Annotated in this window: 18 protein-coding genes and 1 tRNA gene; 13 read left to right on the forward strand and 6 right to left on the reverse strand. The window is 31.4% G+C overall.

Annotated features, from left to right (window positions below; translation table 11 throughout):
• Positions 1 to 5: 5 nt before the first annotated feature.
• Positions 6 to 416 carry a group III truncated hemoglobin gene (locus Q0C58_RS08495; RefSeq protein ID WP_290700039.1) on the reverse strand — a complete coding sequence of 137 codons (411 nt, stop codon included), beginning with the start codon at positions 414 to 416 and terminating at the stop codon, positions 6 to 8.
• A gap of 60 nt (positions 417 to 476) precedes the next feature.
• Between Q0C58_RS08495 and Q0C58_RS08500 the strand changes: the two genes are divergently transcribed.
• The 6 genes from Q0C58_RS08500 to Q0C58_RS08525 all read left to right on the forward strand — a co-directional run bounded on the left by Q0C58_RS08500 (position 477) and on the right by Q0C58_RS08525 (position 4528).
• The gene (locus Q0C58_RS08500) at positions 477 to 1238 is read left to right on the forward strand and encodes a Rossmann-like and DUF2520 domain-containing protein (protein WP_290700042.1); all 762 of its coding nucleotides are present in this window, start codon (positions 477 to 479) and stop codon (positions 1236 to 1238) included.
• Positions 1225 to 1755 carry an HAD family hydrolase gene (locus Q0C58_RS08505; RefSeq protein ID WP_290700045.1) on the forward strand — a complete coding sequence of 177 codons (531 nt, stop codon included), beginning with the start codon at positions 1225 to 1227 and terminating at the stop codon, positions 1753 to 1755. The genes Q0C58_RS08500 and Q0C58_RS08505 overlap by 14 nt, the downstream gene beginning before the upstream one ends.
• Before the next feature lie 8 nt (positions 1756 to 1763).
• On the forward strand, positions 1764 to 1958 hold the full coding sequence (locus tag Q0C58_RS08510; protein WP_290700048.1) for a hypothetical protein: 195 nt from the start codon (positions 1764 to 1766) through the stop codon (positions 1956 to 1958).
• 129 nt (positions 1959 to 2087) lie between these two features.
• Positions 2088 to 2996 (forward strand): geranylgeranylglycerol-phosphate geranylgeranyltransferase, encoded by a 909-nt coding sequence (locus Q0C58_RS08515; RefSeq protein WP_290700050.1) that lies wholly within the window; start codon positions 2088 to 2090, stop codon positions 2994 to 2996.
• A gap of 2 nt (positions 2997 to 2998) precedes the next feature.
• A complete protein-coding gene (locus Q0C58_RS08520; protein ID WP_290700052.1) occupies positions 2999 to 3592 on the forward strand; it encodes a Maf family nucleotide pyrophosphatase in 594 nt (197 codons plus the stop codon).
• Between the two features lie 27 nt (positions 3593 to 3619).
• Entirely contained in the window at positions 3620 to 4528 is a 909-nt protein-coding gene (locus Q0C58_RS08525) for a septum formation inhibitor Maf (protein WP_290700055.1), read from the forward strand.
• Positions 4529 to 4723: 195 nt separating this feature from the next.
• On the opposite strand, the gene murA is transcribed toward Q0C58_RS08525, so the two are convergent.
• From murA to Q0C58_RS08540, 3 genes are all read right to left on the reverse strand, one after another.
• A complete protein-coding gene (gene murA, locus Q0C58_RS08530) occupies positions 4724 to 6040 on the reverse strand; it encodes a UDP-N-acetylglucosamine 1-carboxyvinyltransferase (RefSeq protein ID WP_290700058.1) in 1317 nt (438 codons plus the stop codon).
• Positions 6041 to 6048: 8 nt separating this feature from the next.
• Positions 6049 to 6717: a DUF4290 domain-containing protein gene (locus Q0C58_RS08535; RefSeq protein ID WP_290700061.1), complete on the reverse strand. Its 669-nt coding sequence runs from the start codon at positions 6715 to 6717 to the stop codon at positions 6049 to 6051.
• Between the two features lie 80 nt (positions 6718 to 6797).
• Positions 6798 to 7091: a DUF493 family protein gene (locus Q0C58_RS08540; RefSeq protein WP_290700064.1), complete on the reverse strand. Its 294-nt coding sequence runs from the start codon at positions 7089 to 7091 to the stop codon at positions 6798 to 6800.
• Positions 7092 to 7182: 91 nt separating this feature from the next.
• On the opposite strand from Q0C58_RS08540, the gene Q0C58_RS08545 reads away from it, so the two are divergent.
• The 5 genes from Q0C58_RS08545 to Q0C58_RS08565 all read left to right on the forward strand — a co-directional run bounded on the left by Q0C58_RS08545 (position 7183) and on the right by Q0C58_RS08565 (position 11748).
• Entirely contained in the window at positions 7183 to 7725 is a 543-nt protein-coding gene (locus Q0C58_RS08545; RefSeq protein WP_290700067.1) for an ATP-binding protein, read from the forward strand.
• Positions 7726 to 7731: 6 nt separating this feature from the next.
• Positions 7732 to 9633: an ATP-dependent DNA helicase RecQ gene (locus Q0C58_RS08550; RefSeq protein WP_290700070.1), complete on the forward strand. Its 1902-nt coding sequence runs from the start codon at positions 7732 to 7734 to the stop codon at positions 9631 to 9633.
• Positions 9633 to 10589 (forward strand): methionyl-tRNA formyltransferase, encoded by a 957-nt coding sequence (gene fmt / locus Q0C58_RS08555; RefSeq protein ID WP_290700073.1) that lies wholly within the window; start codon positions 9633 to 9635, stop codon positions 10587 to 10589. Before Q0C58_RS08550 ends, fmt begins: the two co-directional genes overlap by 1 nt.
• A 191-nt stretch (positions 10590 to 10780) precedes the next feature.
• Positions 10781 to 11053, forward strand: a complete 273-nt coding sequence (locus Q0C58_RS08560) for an HU family DNA-binding protein (protein ID WP_290700076.1) — start codon at positions 10781 to 10783, stop codon at positions 11051 to 11053.
• A gap of 134 nt (positions 11054 to 11187) precedes the next feature.
• On the forward strand, positions 11188 to 11748 hold the full coding sequence (locus tag Q0C58_RS08565; protein WP_290700079.1) for a YqgE/AlgH family protein: 561 nt from the start codon (positions 11188 to 11190) through the stop codon (positions 11746 to 11748).
• A gap of 6 nt (positions 11749 to 11754) precedes the next feature.
• Here the strand turns inward: Q0C58_RS08565 and Q0C58_RS08570 are convergent, their stop codons facing one another.
• Together Q0C58_RS08570 and Q0C58_RS08575 are read right to left on the reverse strand one after the other, a co-directional pair.
• The gene (locus tag Q0C58_RS08570; protein WP_290700081.1) at positions 11755 to 12597 is read right to left on the reverse strand and encodes an aminotransferase class IV; all 843 of its coding nucleotides are present in this window, start codon (positions 12595 to 12597) and stop codon (positions 11755 to 11757) included.
• A 54-nt stretch (positions 12598 to 12651) separates the two neighbouring features.
• Positions 12652 to 13038 (reverse strand): START-like domain-containing protein, encoded by a 387-nt coding sequence (locus Q0C58_RS08575; RefSeq protein ID WP_290700084.1) that lies wholly within the window; start codon positions 13036 to 13038, stop codon positions 12652 to 12654.
• Positions 13039 to 13176: 138 nt separating this feature from the next.
• Between Q0C58_RS08575 and Q0C58_RS08580 the strand changes: the two genes are divergently transcribed.
• Both Q0C58_RS08580 and Q0C58_RS08585 read left to right on the forward strand, forming a co-directional pair.
• A tRNA-Met gene (locus Q0C58_RS08580) sits at positions 13177 to 13250 on the forward strand.
• 505 nt (positions 13251 to 13755) lie between these two features.
• Positions 13756 to 17989 (forward strand): M14 family zinc carboxypeptidase (locus tag Q0C58_RS08585; protein WP_290700086.1); only part of this gene is annotated, 4234 nt, incomplete at its 3' end.

The raw sequence follows: 17989 nt of genomic DNA on the forward strand, positions 1-17989 counted from the left end.
TAAAATCATGATTCTTTTTTGTCTCTAGCTTCAAATATTTTAAGGTACAAAAATGAGCCCATTTTTCTTGCTCGACGCTTTGCATTATCTGCAACTTCGCCTTCAAATAATTCGTCTATAGTTTGCATCCAATGGTTTAACCAGATTCCAAAATGCAACTCTGTAATACCATTATTATTATCGCTATCTACTTTTACGTGAACCTCAAGTGGGTTGCCTTTATATTTATGCTCTATTTTTTTTGTAAAAAACAAGCTTGATTCCCAAAATATAGTTAAGTGGTTTAAATGACTATCCCAATCGTTTATAACATTATTAAATATAGGTCCTAACGTATTATCTTTTCTCACTTTTTTGTAAAATAAATCTACTAATAAAGTGACATCCTCTCGTGTATTTATATCTTTTTTATTCATTGTTTACAAAGATAATAGAAACATCTTTTATTTAATCTTTTGGTTGGTTATTTTAGCACTATGATTTCAGTAGTACTTTTAGGCGCAGGAAATGTAGCCACACACCTATTTAAGGCTTTTTATGCTTCGGAAGAAGCAGAAATAAAGCAATGGTATAACCGTAGTTTAAAAACAATAGATAAATATAAAAACAAAGTTGAAGTTATAGACGATTTAACGTTGTTAGTTGAAGCAGACCTTTATATTTTGGCAGTTAGCGATGATGCTATTGAAGACCTGTCTAAACACTTACCATTTGAAAACAGATTAGTAGTACATACTTCTGGTAGTACAAGTTTGTATGCTGTGGATATGAAACAAAAACGAGGTGTTTTTTATCCGTTACAAACATTCTCTAAAGCTGCAGATTTAGATTTTAAAGACGTTCCTATTTGTATTGAAACTTTAAAGAAAACAGACTTACCAATTTTAAAACAATTAGCACAAGCTATTGGCTGCAAAAGTCATAAAGTAAATAGTGACCAAAGGCAAGCATTGCATTTGGCTGCTGTGTTTGTAAATAATTTTACAAATCAGTTATATAGAATGGCGCACGAAATAACAGAAATGAATGGTGCAGAATTCGATATTTTAAAACCATTAATTAAAGAAACTGCTAATAAAATTGAATCGCTCTCTCCTTATTTAGCGCAAACTGGTCCTGCTTTACGAAACGATAAGAAAACTATAAAAAGGCATTTAAAACAACTAGAAAACGACCAACATAAAGCCGTTTACGAGTTGTTAACCAAATCCATAAAAAAAACACATGGCATACGATAAAAGTTATAAGGAATATTTAGAAAACATCAGTACTTTTATTTTTGATGTAGATGGTGTTTTAACAGATGGTTCTCTTACCATTACTGCTACAGGAGACATGCTAAGAACCATGAATGTTAAAGATGGTTATGCACTAAAACAAGCATTAAACAAAGGTTATAACGTTTGTATTATTTCTGGAGGCACAAACGAAGGTGTTAGAAAACGTTTAGAAAACTTAGGCTTTAAAGATATTTATCTTGGCGCTCATAATAAAATTGAACAATTTCAAGACTATATTAAATCTAATAATATAAAACCAGAAAATGTGTTATATATGGGAGACGACATACCAGATATTCCAGTAATGGAATTAGTAGGTTTAGCTACTTGCCCTCAAGATGCTGTGCAGGAAGTTAAAAGTGTTTCAAAATACATTTCGCACATAAAAGGCGGAAAAGGCTGTGTTCGCGATGTAATAGAACAAGTACTGAAAGTAAAAAACGATTGGAATACCTACTTTGATGCTTCTATATAATATTAATTTTGACCAGAAATAAAAGAAGACATAAAACAGGTTTTGGTTACATTGGAGCAGGAAATGATGCTTCAGTGTTTAATAGAAAACCTAAACAGGTGTTTTCAAAATTAAAAAATGAATTAAATAGTAAAAGTGATTCAGAATTTAAATTAAAATTTACTGATGTAGCACTTTCTGATGAAGACAAAGCAAAGATTTAAAATGATATTCGTTCTAAAAATAGACGAAAAAACATACAAATATTAATACTTTCGGTTATTATTGTTATTCCAATAATTTTTGGAATTATAGCATTAATTGAAGGTGTATTATTAAAATATAAATAGACATTGAATTTATTAAACCTTATCCGTTGGAAAAATTTATTAATGATTGCTGTTGTCCAGCTTTTAATTAAATATGCCTTATTTCCAGCCTTTGCAATGGACACTACTTTAAGTACTTTTAGTTTTGTTATACTAATTATTTCTACACTTTGTATTGCAGCAGGTGGTTATATTATTAACGATATCTACGATATAGAAACCGATGCCATAAACAAACCAAACAAAGTAGTTATTGGTAAAAGCATTACAGAAAGTACTGCCAATAAATTATACATTGCATTCACTTTTATTGGTGTTTGTTTAGGTTTTTATTTATCTAACAAAGTAGGTAAACCACCATTTTTTGGGCTTTTTGTAATAATAGCAGCTTCGCTTTATGTTTATGCCTCTTATTTAAAACAAATTGCTGTTGTTGGTAACATTATTGTATCTGTACTAGTTGCATTAAGCTTACTAATTGTTGGTATTTTTGAACTTATTCCTGCAATAACTATTGAGAACAAAACTGCACAATCTACAATGTTAGAAGTCCTTACTGATTTTGCTGTGTTTGCGTTTTTAATTAATTTTATTCGTGAAATTGTTAAAGACATTCAAGATGTAGATGGAGACCATAAAGCAGGCATGCAAACCTTACCAATTCTATTTGGAAAAATGCGTACCTCTAAAATTGCAATGGTTTTAACTTTAATAACAATAGCAATAATTGTGTATTATTTAGTCTCCTTTTTGTTTATGCACGTTACAGTAATTCTATATTTTTTAATTGCAGTTGTAGGACCTTTAATATACATTGCTATTAAAATGTTTACTGCCGAAAACAAAATACATTTTAAACACATTAGCTTCATACTTAAACTAGTAATGATTACTGGAATGTTAGCAATGGTAATTTATAGATTAGTCCTTTAAATATGTTATACGAAAAACTTAAAAACAGACACATTATTCTGGCATCTGGTTCGCCAAGACGTCATCAGTTTCTAAGAGACTTAGGGTTAGATTTCGAAATACGTTTAAAAGACACTAAAGAAGATTATCCTTCAACGTTATTACATTATGAAATTAGCGATTACCTAGCGCAATTAAAGTCATTACCTTTTATTAAAGAGTTAAAAGAGGAAGACATTTTAATTACTAGCGACACTATAGTTTGGCATAAGTCTGGAGCTTTAGGCAAACCACAAAATAATGATGAAGCATTTGCAATGCTTAAATCTTTAAGTAACGCTACGCATGAGGTTATCACCTCTATTTGTGTGCGTACAAAAATCTTTCAAAAAACAGTAAATGCTGTAACAAAAGTAACGTTTAAAGCTTTTACAGATGATGAAATTTGGCATTACATTAAAACCTGCTCACCACTTGATAAAGCTGGTGCTTATGGTATTCAAGAATGGATTGGGCAAATAGGTGTTATAGGCATAGAAGGCTCTTATTTTAATGTTATGGGCTTGCCAACACATTTACTTTACGAAACGTTAAATACTATTGCAGACGACTATTAGGTTTGTATTTTTATAAAAAAGAATCCAATGAAAAAAATAGCACTACTTATTTCAATCCTTTGCTTATTTATTATAGTATTATCTTGTAAAAAAGAAGAGACCAAAGCTTTAGCAGCTTTAGAAACTACTATTCCAACTGAAGCAATTACTAAACCTGAAGCTTTTAAACCCTCAAAAGAATTTAATGACTATTGGTACGCAGGAGAAGCAGAAATTTCTTCGTACAAACTAGAGCAATCACGTTATGGAGAAATAAGAAATGGCTCTGCTGTTTTAGTTTTTGTAACCGAACCTTTTTTACCAAAAAAACAAGTAAAAGCAGATTACAGCAACCCATCTAATATTAATGTTTTAAAGCTAAACAGAACTAAGAACTTTGTTACTGGTATTTATCCATATTCTATTATGCAAAGCACCTTTTTTCCTATTGAAAATAACCAACATGCTATAAAAGTAAGTAGTTCTGTGCAGGAATGGTGTGGTCATGCATTCACACAATTAAACAATCGTGAGCAATTTGAAATAGATGCACACTCCTATTTTGAAAGCGAAGCAGACACTAATTTTAAATTAGACAAAGCCCTTTTAGAAAACGAAATATGGACGCAATTACGTATCGATCCAAAAAGCCTTCCTGTTGGAGATATTGCTATTATACCTTCTTTAGAATATATTCAATTAAACCATAAGCCAATTAAACCTTATAAGGCTTTTTCAGAATTAAAAAACTATACTTACACTATTAACTATACTAATTTAAATCGTAAGCTAACCATTAATTTTAATCCAGAATTTCCTCACGACATATTAAGCTGGGAAGAAAGCATTAATGGAAATAGTACTAAAGCCAGTAAATTAAAAACAATTAAATCTGCTTATTGGAGTAAAAAGAATATTAGAGACCAAGTGCTAAGAAAAACACTTTTATTAGAATAAAATACAGTTGTTTTTCGATAACATTCCAGAACTGCATTATAAATACAGTTATCAAGTACTTTGGATTGTGATGATTGTTATTTTCTTAGGATTGATTTATTAGTTTAAGCGGAAGAAGTGGTTGTAATAAAATTAAGTTTCAAATAAAAAAGCCTCAGTAAAACTGAAGCTTTTTTTATTACATTTAATATTTTCTTAATTCCCACCAACCCTAGTAATCTTAGCACCAATCTTTTGTAAACGTTCTACAATATGTTGGTAACCACGATCTATCTGCTCGATATTATGGATTGTTGATGTTCCTTTTGCAGACAGTGCAGCAATTAATAATGAGATTCCAGCTCTAATATCTGGAGATACCATTGTTGTTGCTTTTAGTTGCGATTTAAAATCGTGTCCCATTACTGTTGCTCTGTGAGGATCGCAAAGAATAATTTTTGCTCCCATATCAATCAGTTTATCTGTGAAGAATAAACGGCTTTCAAACATTTTTTGATGCACTAACACTTCGCCTTTGGCTTGTGTAGCAACCACTAACACGATGCTTAATAAATCTGGAGTAAATCCAGGCCAAGGTGCATCTGCAATTGTAAGAATAGAACCGTCGATATAGTTTTGTATTTCGTAACCATCTTTATGAGCAGGAATATAAATATCGTCACCTTTTCTTTCTAAAGTAATTCCTAATTTAGCAAACACATTTGGTATTTGTCCTAAATCGTCCCAGCTTACATTTTTAATGGTTAATTCACTTTTTGTCATGGCAGCTAAACCAATCCAACTTCCAATTTCAATCATGTCTGGAAGCATTGTGTGGTCTGTACCACCTAAAGCATCTACACCTTCAATAGTTAATAAATTAGAGCCAACACCAGAGATTTTGGCTCCCATTCTATTAAGCATCTTACATAACTGTTGTAAATAAGGCTCGCAAGCTGCATTATAAATTGTAGTTGTACCTTCTGCTAAAACAGCAGCCATTACAATATTTGCAGTTCCTGTTACAGAAGCTTCATCTAGAAGCATATCTGTACCAATTAATTTATCTGCTTCTACACCATAAAAATGGTCTTCTCTATTGTATCTAAATTTTGCGCCTAGATTAATAAAACCCTCAAAGTGCGTATCTAAACGACGACGACCAATTTTATCTCCTCCTGGTTTTGGTATGTAACCTTTGCCAAAACGTGCTAATAATGGACCAACCATCATAATTGAACCACGTAAACCACTACCTTCTTTTTTAAAACCAGCAGTTTGCATATAATCTAAATCTATAGCATCTGCTTGAAAAGAAAACGATCCTTCTCTTAATTTTTTAACTTTTACACCTAAGTTTTGTAATAGTGTAATTAGTTTATTTATATCAATAATATCTGGAATATTATTAATTGTTACTACTTCTGGAGTTAGTAAAACTGCACATAATATTTGTAGTGCTTCGTTTTTTGCGCCTTGTGGTTGTATATCGCCTTTAAGTTGGTGACCACCTTCAATTATAAATGTACCCATTTGTTGTATTAGTATCTCTTTTTACCTCTGTTATTAGAGTGGTTATTCTTTTTTTGGTGTCCTTTTTTATTCGATGTATTTGTGTACTTCTTTTTAGCACTAGACTTAATTAAAACTGCAGAGTCAGTTAATACTTCTGTGGATTCTTTAAGGTTAATTTTTCCATCGGATAATTCAAATAAATGATTATAAATTACATAATCTTCAACCGTATCTTTATTCCAATTCAAAAAACACTTTTTCATGTGGTTTGCAATGGTATAAGTTAAAGCTTCCTTTAAATCGCCATCTTCCCAAGACACAGCAACATCTACCATTGTTTTTATATTATTACCATAAAAACGATATTTTGGAAAATTTTGAGGATATTCTAGGTTTTCAGGACGTTCTTCAAGAACTTCTTTTAGTGGTTTATCGTATGGAGAATCTACATCTAATTCAAATTTAGACATGATAAACAATTGATCCCAAAGCTTGTGTTGAAAATCTGGTACATCTCGTAAATGCGGTTGTAAGTTTCCCATAACTGCAATAATAGCTTTTGCTACCTTGTTACGTTCTTCTTTTGTTTCTCTTGATTTAGCGAAATTAACCATCTTTTGAACATGTCTTCCATATTCTGGAATAATTAAATGTTCGCGCTCTGTGTTGTATTCTATATCGTCTATTAAATTCAAAATTGTGTGGAATTAGTGTATTGCATTGAAGTGTCTATGCTTTGGCAAAATACAAAATTGTTACAAGTTTTACGTAATATTTACAAAGAAATTACGCCTTCTATTTTTTTAGTAACCTCAACGTATTTTGCTATTACTGCATCTGGATTTTTCATTCTAACATTAATAGAAACACTAGTGTATTTTCCGTTGCTAGACTCTTTTTTATTAATAACAGCTTTTAAATGATTAAAAATAGTTTCTATTTTTTTAACTTTTTCAGCATCAGATTTTACTATAAATTTATATAAATATTCCGAAGGCCAAAGCGTTGTATCCTGCAAGCGCTCTTTAAGTTTTGCGTAAAATTCTTCTGGTTTTTCTACTTTGCTCATATTTTTTAATAATAGTTAACAAAGATAAGTTATCCTTGCATTTTTTTTATACCTTTTTTATTCCGAATTTTACAATTAAAATTACACCTAATTGAATACAAAAACAATTGTAATAACAGGAGGTCCAGGAAGTGGAAAAACTTCTATTATAGAAGAATTGACCAAAAGAGGATTTACCTGTTTTGAAGAAATTTCAAGACAAATAATTCTTAAAGCTAGAGAGGATGGGATTGAGCAATTATTTTTAACTAATCCTATACAATTTAGCGAATTGCTTTTAGAAGGTAGAATTAAGCAACATAGCGATGCTTTGGAGAGTAATAACGAGTTTGTTTTTCTAGACAGAGGTGTTCCCGATGTTCCTGCTTATATGGATTTTAAAGGTGATAGCTATCCTGCTTTTTTTGCTGAAGCTTGTAAAAATCACAAATACGATTCTGTTTTTATTTTAGCGCCTTGGCAAGATATTTTTATAAATGATAGCGAGCGTTACGAAAACTTCGATCAAGCTCTTGAGATTCATGAGAAACTATTAGAGACTTATACAAAACATGGTTACGACCTAAGAAATGTTCCTTTTGGTTCTATTGAAGCAAGAGCAGATCACATAATAAACGTTGTAAAAGCTTTATAAAGCATTTTGAATCATCCTATTAACATATTAGAACGTTATTGGAAATTCACCTCATTTAGACCGTTTCAAGAAGATATTATTAATTCGGTTTTAGAAGGAGAAGACACCTTTGCACTGCTACCAACAGGTGGAGGTAAATCTGTTTGTTTTCAAATTCCTGCACTTGTAAAAGAAGGTATATGTATTGTTATTTCACCTTTAGTAGCACTTATGAAAGACCAAGTGCAAGCATTACAAAATAAAGGCATTAAGGCAATGGCTTTAACTAGCGGAATATCTTATAAAGAGTTAGATACAAAACTTGATAATTGCATCTACGGAAACTATAAATTTCTCTACCTATCGCCAGAACGTTTACAACAAGATATTGTACAAGACCGCATAAGGCAAATGAATGTTAACCTAATTGCTGTGGACGAAGCACATTGCATTAGCCAATGGGGAAACGACTTTAGACCAAGCTATAAAAACATTGTTAAACTAAGAGAACTGCAACCTACCGTAAATGTTATTGCGTTAACTGCAAGTGCAATTCCAGAAGTGGTTGACGATATTATAAAAGAACTAGATTTTATTAGTCCTAAAGTATTTAAGCAATCCTTTTCAAGGCCTAATTTGGCTTACATGACATTTGCAGAAGAAGATAAATACTTTAGATTAAAAGCTATCTTAACAAAAAACAAAGCACCTTCTATAGTTTATGTTCGTAATAGAAAAGCCACTCAAGATATTTCTAGATTTCTTGAAAGCAATGAGTTTACTGCAACATTTTATCATGGTGGTTTAACAAATACCGAAAAAGATAAAGCTTTAGAGAATTGGATGAACAATAAAAAGCAAGTCATGGTTGCTACTAATGCTTTTGGAATGGGAATAGACAAACCAGACGTAAAAACAGTTATCCATTTAAACTTACCAGAGAGTTTAGAAAGCTACTTTCAAGAAGCTGGTCGTGCAGGTCGTGATGGTAATAAAGCCTTTGCTGTTATTTTAAAAAATAATAGCGATGATTTATTAGTTAAAAATCAATTTTTAAAAGTGCTGCCTAAAATCGATTTTATTAAGCTAGTTTACAGAAAATTAAGTAGTTATTTTCAAGTAGCCTATGGCGAAGGTGAAGAAGCCATTTTCGATTTCAATTTTAATAAGTTTTGCAAAACCTATGGCTTTAATACCCTTTTAGCTTATAATGCCATACAATTATTAGACAGAACAAGTATTATTACATTGTCTAAACAGTTTAACAACAAAACAACAGTATTGTTTACGGTTAGTAATAATGCCTTATTTAGTTATTTAGAAACACATCCTGAAATTAGTGTTATAGTAAAATCTATTCTACGCAATTATGGTGGTGCATTCGAGCAGGAAACAAAAATTAACACGTCGTTAATGGCTGGAAAAGCATCTTCAACCGAAGATAAAATAATTGAAGCTTTAACACTTTTAGAAAAAGCAGATATTATAACTTTAAAACATTCTAAAACTGATGCGCAAATTACCTATTTAGTACCTCGTGAAGACGATAAAACTATCAATAGAATTGCTAAAGTTATAAAACAACAAAACGCACTAAAGGAAAAACAGGTTTTATCTGTTTTAGAATATTCTAACAATAACAGCATTTGTAAAAGCGTACAACTACTCTCCTATTTTGAAGAAACCGAAATTTCAGACTGTGGCATTTGTTCTGTTTGTATAAAAAGAAAACCTAAGAAAAAGATTACTTCAGCAGATATAAAAAAGGAAATTATCCAAGCTTTAGAACATGGTGAATTATCATCGAGAGCATTATTTGAAAGTCTTAGTTTTTCCGAAGAAAATATAAACACGCAGTTAAAAGAATTACTTGAACACAGCATAATAAACATAACCAACACAAACACTTATAAATTAGCACACATATAATGAGTAAAAAAAGAGATTTAAGAATTGTATTTATGGGAACACCAGAATTTGCTGTAACCATTTTAGATACCTTACTAGAGAATGCGTTTAATATTGTTGGTGTTATTACTGCTCCAGACAAACCTGCTGGACGTGGAAGAAAATTAAACAAAAGCGCTGTAAAAGAATATGCGGAAACTAAAGGTCTTACTATTTTACAACCAACTAACTTAAAAAGTGAAGCCTTTTTGGAGGAATTAAAAGCCTTAGATGCTAATTTACAAATTATAGTAGCTTTTAGAATGCTACCAAAAGTAGTGTGGCAAATGCCAGAATATGGCACGTTTAATCTTCATGCCTCTCTATTGCCAAATTACCGTGGCGCAGCACCTATTAATTGGGCTATAATTAATGGAGAGACTAAAAGTGGTGTATCCACCTTTTTTATAGATGAAAAAATAGATACTGGTGAAATGATTTTACAAGAAGCAATAAGTATTGATGCTAACGAGAATGCTGGGAGTTTACACGACAAACTGATGCACTTAGGAAGCGACCTTGTTATTAAAACGGTTAAACACATAGCTATTGGAGATGTAAAAACCACACCTCAACCAGAAAACGCTATTTCTAGAACAGCTTATAAGCTAAATAAAAACAATTGTAAAATAGATTGGACAGCCTCTATAGATAGCATACATAATAAGATACGCGGTTTAAGTCCTTATCCAGCTGCTTGGTGTCAACTTGAAAACAATAAGGAGCTCTTAGATATTAAAATCTATACTGCAGAAAAAGAAATTATAGAACATAACTTTAAAGTTGGAAGTATTATTTCGAGCAAAAAAGAAGTAAAAGTAGCAGTAAAAGAAGGTTACATTAATATACTATATATTAAACTTCCAGGAAAGCGAACTATGGATACAAAATCACTGTTAAATGGTTATTCTTTAAAAACGGATGCCAAAATGCTCTAAAGCCTTATGGTTGCTATAAAAGTTAAAAGCCTTAAAAAACACTCGTCTTTATTAACAAATGCTCAAAGTTATTAACAAATTAGCGTATTTCCCTTGCTATTACTTGCATAGTAGCATAATCCGTATAAATTTGTAGGAGGATAACAAAAATATTGTTTACCAACTATTTATTAATAATTAAAATTTACATTATGAACAAAACGAATTTAATCGATGCTATGGCAGAACACGCAGGAATTACTAAAGCAGCTTCTAAGAAAGCTTTAGAATGTGCGTTAACTGAAATCGAAGGCGCTTTAAAACAAGGTGACAGAGTTTCATTAGTAGGATTTGGTTCTTGGTCAGTTTCTAAAAGAGCTGCAAGAGACGGAAGAAACCCACAAACAGGAAAGACTATTAAAATCAAAGCTAAAAACGTAGTAAAGTTTAAAGCTGGATCTGATTTAGCTGGTGCAGTAAACTAAGTTTACTCCATTATAATTTACAAAAGGCCTTCTTTATAGAAGGCTTTTTTATTATCTATATATTGATAAATCAATAAAAATATTGCTTATTTAATAAATATAGTTTACATTTATTTTATAAACATCTCTTTTATATGATATCAACCAAACCAACAAAAGGAGATTTGTTAGTCGCAGAACCATCAATAATTGGCGATTTATCTTTTAACCGCTCTATTGTATTATTAACAGATCATTCTACAGAAGGTTCTATAGGTTTTATACTTAATAAACCTTTAGAATTTACCATAAGCGACTTAATTCCTGAGATTAAGACGCCTTTTAAAGTTTATAATGGAGGTCCAGTAGAACAGGATAACTTATACTTTATTCATAAAGTTCCAGACTTAATACCAAATAGCATAGAAATTTCTTTAGGTATTTTTTGGGGAGGTGATTTTAGTGAGGTTTCTAAACTAATTGTAGATGGTAAAATAAGTGAAAAAGATATTAAGTTTTTCTTAGGTTATTCTGGTTGGGAAATTAACCAATTAGAAGAGGAGTTAAAATCTAATGCTTGGGTGGTTACAAAAAATATTTACAAGAAATCTATTATAGAAAAAGATTATGAGTTTTTCTGGAAAGAAAAAATGGTAGAACTTGGTGGTGATTATAGTATTTGGTCTAATGCACCAGAAAATCCTAGCTACAACTAAACCTATTTAACCTAATCTTACTTTTACGTTTATTTTTTGAAGTAGCATTTTAGAAACTTCATTCCCAAATTGCTTTTTTCTATATTTTGTAATAGGTTGTATGCCTTGAATTACATTAGTTATAAATAGCTCGTCTGCTTTTTGAAGTTCGAAAGGAGAAATAGACTCTTCAACCAATGTATAATCAGGTAATAATTCTAATACATTAATAATTTGTTGTCTCATAATACCTTTTAAACATCCATCTAACAAAGGTGGTGTTTTAATTGTATTTTCTTTAACCAAAAATAAATTTCCGTTTAAGGCCTCTACTACATTCTTGTTTGTGTTTATTAACAAACAATTATCTAAATCGTTTTCTTTTGCATAAATACTTCCTACTACGTTTATGGTTTTATTGTTCGACTTTAAAGTAGATAGTAATCCTGGAGCAACATAAAAATCTTTGAATAAATCGACTTCGTAAGTATCTTCATGTAATAAATAGAAATCACTTTCTAACACTTTCGCGGAAATAATAAACGTTACCTCCTTATTTGTAGGTAAATATAAGCCACCACTATTTCTATGCACTTGAATTTTCACTCTTGCTGAAGCATTAAGCAAGTTGTTTTTTTCTACGGTTTTGGTAATTTCTGCTTCTATAAACTCCATTGTAAAAGACATAGGTATTTCCATACGCATAATACGCATAGATGCCATAAGTCTAAAATAATGGTCCTCAATAAATAGTATTTTACCATGTAAAACTTTTATAGTTTCAAATAGTGCATCACCATAACTATAACCTCGGTTTTCTGGTGTTAAGAGTTGGTTGTTATCGCTAAAATTTCCATTAATATTTATCATAAAAAAAGTGCCGAATTTCTTCGGCACAAATATAAGTTTAAATTATGTAATTTATTAAGCTGAGCCTAATACTTGTTTTAAACTAGAAATTTGGTTTTCCCAAAGCATTTTACCTTCGTCAACCTCGTCCACCTCTGCAAAATCAGTAATCATTATTGATACGTCTTTGGTAATTTCATCAACTTGTATTCTAATTTCAAAATAATAAGACTCACCTTCATCTTCCATCCAACGAAATTTAATTCGCTCTCCACTTTTTTTAGTTAATAGCTTAGCTTGCTCTTCTGAACCATCCCAAATAAACTTAAAAATTTCACCTCGAGAGTTTACATTATCTGCATACCATTCAGACAAACCTGAAGGTGTAGAAATGTATTGATATAGTAAAGTTGGAGAAGCATGTATAGGGAACTCCATTTCGTATTTAACTTTTTCGTCCATGTAATAATTGTGTAAAAATATTATGTCACCAATATATACATTAATTAGTGAGTTTAGAAAATAATTTAAAAAAATATTTAATTCACTTTTATGTTTGCGCACTCTAAATTTGTTTTTATATTTGCACACTAAAATTATGGCGAGGTAGCTCAGCTGGTTAGAGCGTCGGATTCATAACTCGGAGGTCACGGGATCGTGCCCCGTTCTCGCTACATAATTAAAAGGAAAGCCAAGAATAAATTCTTGGCTTTTTATTTTACTAAGTTATTTCTTCTTTTTCACCTTCATTTTGCTCTCAATTTTAAAATTAGATATATAAAATTAAAAAAAGACAACTAAATGTTTGTCATAATATTTTAATACAATTTATCGTAATCTTTTGTGATGTTTAAAAAGAAAATATAATTAAGTTAAAACTACCAATATTACAACTGAACTTATATAACAGAAATTAATTCAGTTGAAAGTAAATTACAAATAATACATTTGATAACATAAATAAAGACTTACATAACTTAAGCCTTTATTTATGTATTAGCCTTACCTAATATACACTTAATCGTTAAAAAATGCATTTCATAAATATTTAATAATCAAATTATTATGTGTTACAACTGTTTTTAATCGTATTTTTGTGCTTTTTATCTATATTTTTGAAAAAAAAATATTACTTTAGCTATAGTTAAATTTACTATAGATTCTAAATCTAAATAACTTATGAAGAAAATTACCCACTTAAGCTTGTTATTATTTTTAATAGTACAGATTTCTTTTTCACAAGATAATTACAAACAAGTTGTTATCCTTGACACCTCTGTTAACACAATAAGTAAACTAGCGAATCAAGGCATTGATTTACGTTGTGGTGCTACAATGAGTAAAGAAGGTATTATATTAGAACTATCTGATAATGTTTTAAAAAAACTTGATAAATTTGGTATCAATTATTCTGTAAAAATAGAAGATATGGCTAAATTCTACAGAGAACGTGCGGCAAATGATATGCCAAATGCCTTATCTAAATTAAGTGCTGAAAAAGCAAAGAGTCAAGCAAAGAGACTTAAGGCTTTAGAAAAAAATAGTCAGAATCAGAATAAATCTTCGATTGCAAGTCAAGTTTTAGATAATTATTTACAAGACAATAATAATCCTACGGAAATTGATTGGGGAGTGCCTTCTAATTTTAATTTAGGAAGTATGGGAGGATGTCTTACAGTTAGTGAGACTGAAATTGAAATGGCTGATATGGTAACTTATGGTTCACCATTAAATATCATTTCTCCAATTCTCGATGCGTCACCTTCAAATGAAACTACTTACGGTAATTCATTCACTAATGGAGGTCAATATAATACATGGTCTGGACAAACTGTAAAATATATAAGAATTACAGGTAACCAAAGTACTTCTCCAGAAGGATCAAAACCACAGATTTTGTTTACTTCAATGATTCATGCTAGAGAATCTGCTAGTTTAATGCAAAACATTTATTTTATGTGGTATCTATTAGAAAACTATAATATAGATCCAGCCATTAAAAATTTAGTAGATAACAATGAATTATATTTTATACCAATAGTAAATCCAGATGGTTTACAATGGAATGAAGAACGCGATCCTAATGGTGGTGGTTTACAGCGTAAAAACTTAAGAGATGGAGGAACTAATAATTCTGAACTTAGAGGTGTAGATGTTAATAGAAATTTCGATTATTTTTGGGGTGCAGATGGCCAAGCAAGTGGATCGTCAAATAGTCCTACAAGTGATACTTACAGAGGACCAAACCCTTTTTCTGAGCCTGAATCTAGAATTCTAAGAGATTTTGTTTTACAACGAAATTTTAAAACGGTATTAATGCATCATACTGCAGCAAATGGAATACCACATCCATATGGCGGTGAACCTACTGAGGTTTCTGGAAGAGAAGACGAAATGCATAAATGGCATGAAGACATGACAAAATATAATCGTTATGTTTCTGGAGCTACTATTTTTAATCCTGCAAATGGAATTGCAGACGATTGGATGCTTGGTGGAGCTGCTGATGGTGGTAATGGAACATCAAATGCCGCTAATCCATTTCCAAATGATTTTAGTCCACCATCAATAGGATCTGGACAAAATATTTTAGCTTCAACACCAGAGCATGGTCATAGTAGCGAAGGTGGATCTGGAGGTTCGTTTTGGCCAGCACCTTCCAATTTCATACCTATATCCAAAAGAGCTGTACGTTTAAACTTAATGAATATTTATTATGGTGGTAAGTACGCTAAATTACAAGACTTAACCCAAAGTGATATAAATACCTTAACCTCAAACTTACAATTTGGTATAGAAAGATTAGGGCAAACCGATAGTGATTTCACTTTAACACTTACTCCTATCTCTTCTAATATTGCTAGTATAACTTCTCCTCCTAATCAATCTGGAATGGTTAAGTTAGAGCAACGTAATATTACTGCCAGCTTAACATTAAATTCAGGTATTCAGCCTAATGATAAAATTGAATACAAAGCGCAATTTTCAAATGGAGATGGAGTTGTTTTTTATGAAGTTAATTACGAAAAATATTACCAACCTAATGTTCTTTTAGCCGATAATCCAGATACAGGCTCTCTAGCGAATTGGACAGTTACTGGTGGTTGGACAATTACGACCGCTACTCCATTTTCTGGATCAAGAGTAATAAAAGATGGTACTGCAGTTCCATATGCTAATGGCGCAACTAAAACTTTAACAACTGCAAACGCTTATGATTTTTCTAGTTCAGATGAAGTTCTAGTACAGTTTTATACAAAATGGGATTTAGAACGAAACTACGATTTCGTCGAACTTTTAGCGTCAACCGATGGTACTAACTGGTTTCCAGTTGATGGTAATTACAACAAACCAAATGCAGTTACTACCACCAACGATGCTAATTTTTTTGGTAATAAAAATAATACATCTCATGCATTTCAAAATAATAATAGTTCCGGTAAAGTCTATGATGGAGATCAAATGGACAAATATGTTATGGAAGAAATTGTTATTAATGCGAACAATAACAGTTTTTTAAATAATGAAACAAATGTTCGTTTTCGATTTAGAATGCGAACAGATGCTAATAACGGTATAGAAATCTACAATACTACGTTTACTGGTTTTTTTATAGATGACTTTAAAATTATTGAAGTTCAAATACCATGTGACAATAGTATCGCTCCTATAGGATTAACGGTAAACAATACAACAACTACTTCTGCTTCAATCACTTGGAATGCAATATCATCTGCTACTTACGATTTAAGATACAGGGAAATTGGTGCTCCTACATGGACAGAAATAACTAATATTTCAACAAATTCATATAACATAACTGGAATTACCGATGATACAGATTATGAAGTACAAGTAGCAACGAGATGTCTTACAACTGCATCGTCTTATTCAACTTCAGAAACATTTACGACAGCTACAATAATACCATGTACTGGCAGTTCTATAACTTCTTATCCTTATACTGAAACATTTAATGCAGGTTTAGGACTTTGGACTCAAGGAGCAAATGATATTCCTGGAACCAACTATGAAGATTGGACATTAAATGCTGGTGGAACAGTTTCTGGTGGGACAGGTCCAACTGACGATTTTACTGGCAATGGTAACTATTTATATACTGAAGCTTCAAATGCCAATAATGCTACTAACATTGGACAAAATGTTACAGTAACTCTAATTAGTCCTTGTATAGATTTAACTGGGCATGAAAACACTAACTTTTCTTTCTATTATCACATGTTTGGTACTGCAATAGGTAGTATATCAGTTGATGTAAGTATAGATAATGGAACTTCTTGGAGCCAATTAGATGCTGCTGGAAATATTGTAACAAATACACCTATATTAAGTGGCCTACAGCAAACAACTCAAGCAAATCCTTGGCTACAACAAAGTATTAATTTGAGTAATTATGATGGTCAAGTCATTAAATTACGTTTTGCTGGAACAACAGGAACTACCTTTAGTAGTGATATAGCAATAGATGAGATTAATTTAACTGCAGATGCAGTTACTGGTTCTGTTCCTCCTACTGCTGTTTGTCAAAACATTAATGCACTATTAGACAATACTGGTAATGCAACAATTGTAGCTAGCGATATTGATGGTGGTTCTACAGATGATGCGGCAATTACGAATTTTAGTATTGACATCAACACTTTTAATTGTTCTAACATTGGAACACCTGTAACCGTAACTTTAACTGTTGAAGATGCAGATGGTCAAACCGATACATGTACTGCTTCTGTTACAGTTTTAGATGAAGTAGATCCTGAATTTGTGAACTTACCAGGAAATGTTTCATTAACATGTGGAGCTAATAATCCAACATGGACAAATCCAACGGCTACAGATAATTGTGATACTACATTAACAGTTATAAGAACAGATAGCACTAGTCTTAATAGTGGTGATACTTTTCCAACAGGAATTACAATTATTAGCTATTCAGTAACTGATGATTCAGGAAATACACAAACGGCCTCATTTAATATAAATATTGTTTCAGATACAGTACCTCCAAATACAATAACTCAAAATATAACGGTTCAGTTAGACGCAACAGGTAATGCTACAATTACACCTGCAGATATAAATAATGGTTCTTCAGATAATTGTGGAGTTGCAGGTTTCAGTTTATCAAATGATACTTTTGATTGTTCAAATATTGGAACAAATAATGTAATTTTAACTGTTACGGATGGTAACGGAAATTCTGATACATCTAATGCTACTATAACTATAACACAACAAGATACTCCTACTCCAATTAACTGTTGGGATAACTTTGTATACAACACTGCAACTTGTCTTTGGGATGTAACAGGTACGCAACCTGAACCACCAACAACAGCATGTTATGAAACAGCAACCTTCAACACTACAACTTGTGTTTGGGATGTAACAGGTA

This window comes from Lacinutrix sp. (assembly GCF_023299985.1).
Lineage (GTDB): Bacteria > Bacteroidota > Bacteroidia > Flavobacteriales > Flavobacteriaceae > Lacinutrix.